Source organism: Mesorhizobium sp. M5C.F.Ca.IN.020.32.2.1 (assembly GCF_004023105.1).
GTDB lineage: Bacteria > Pseudomonadota > Alphaproteobacteria > Rhizobiales > Rhizobiaceae > Mesorhizobium > Mesorhizobium wenxiniae.
Genome location: NZ_RZSX01001375.1, coordinates 1 through 1,004, shown reverse-complemented (window position 1 = coordinate 1,004; position 1,004 = coordinate 1). Strand labels below are relative to the sequence as shown.

The 1,004-nt window shown below is 61.7% G+C and carries 1 protein-coding gene; it reads right to left on the bottom strand.

All coding sequences use genetic code 11. The annotated features are described in order from the left end of the window. On the bottom strand, window positions 1-716 hold a 716-nt coding region (locus EOA86_RS36125), incomplete at its 3' end, for a phosphoserine transaminase (RefSeq protein ID WP_128345799.1). Between the last annotated feature and the right edge of the window lie 288 nt (window positions 717-1,004).

Here is a 1,004-nt window from a genome sequence, read left to right as displayed (position 1 = left end):
CCTTCGATGAGCTTGCCGCCCGAGGTGAGGCGAAAGATTTTCGGCAGCGGCCAGGCGGGCTTGTAGCTTTCCAGCCGCTCGACGGCGCGCGGGCTGAGGATCAGCATGCCGTGCGCACCTTCGCCGCCCAGCACCTTCTGCCAGGAGAAGGTGACGACATCGAGCTTCTGGAAATCGAGCTTTTGCGCAAAGGCCGCCGACGTGGCGTCGCAGATGGTCAGGCCCTTGCGGCTGACCGGAATGAACTCACCGTTCGGGACACGCACGCCTGATGTCGTGCCGTTCCAGGTGAAGACCACATCGCGGTCGAAGTCGATTTTTGTCAGATCCGGCAGCGCGCCGTAGCCGGCCTCGATCCTGCGCACGTCAGCGAGCTTCAGCTGCTTGACCACATCGGTGACCCAGCCGGAACCGAAACTCTCCCAGGCGACCATGTCGACGCCGCGTTGGCCGAGCAGCGACCACAGCGCCATCTCGACCGCGCCGGTGTCCGACGCCGGCACGATGCCGATGCGATAGTCTGCCGGAACCTGGAGAATTTCCCGCGTCAGCTCGATCGCCTGTTCGAGCTTGGACTTGCCGATCTTGGCGCGGTGCGAGCGTCCGAGCGCAGCATTGGTTAGCGCCTCGACCGACCAGCCGGGACGTTTTGCACAGGGACCTGAGGAAAAATTGGGATTTGCCGGACGGAGTCCGGGCTTCGTACGCGTCGTCATTGTGGTCTATCCTTCCAGATAGTGGCCCCTCGTTGGGGAGGGGTGGCCCACGGATGGCGATATGCGTTCAGGCGTCAGGCGTCAAGGGGAAAGTTTTTGTCGCTGGCAGGATATTGATCACCTGTGATGAGAATGTCGTGGGCCTCCAAAACGAGGGCGGACCCGAAGATCCGCGGTCTTGATTGTCTCCCGCGCAGCTCCTACCAGAGGTCGTAGCGCAACCCGAGCTTAACCTGATGATTGCTGATCCCTTTGTCGATCGGATAGGAATTTAGACTCTCGGCAGTC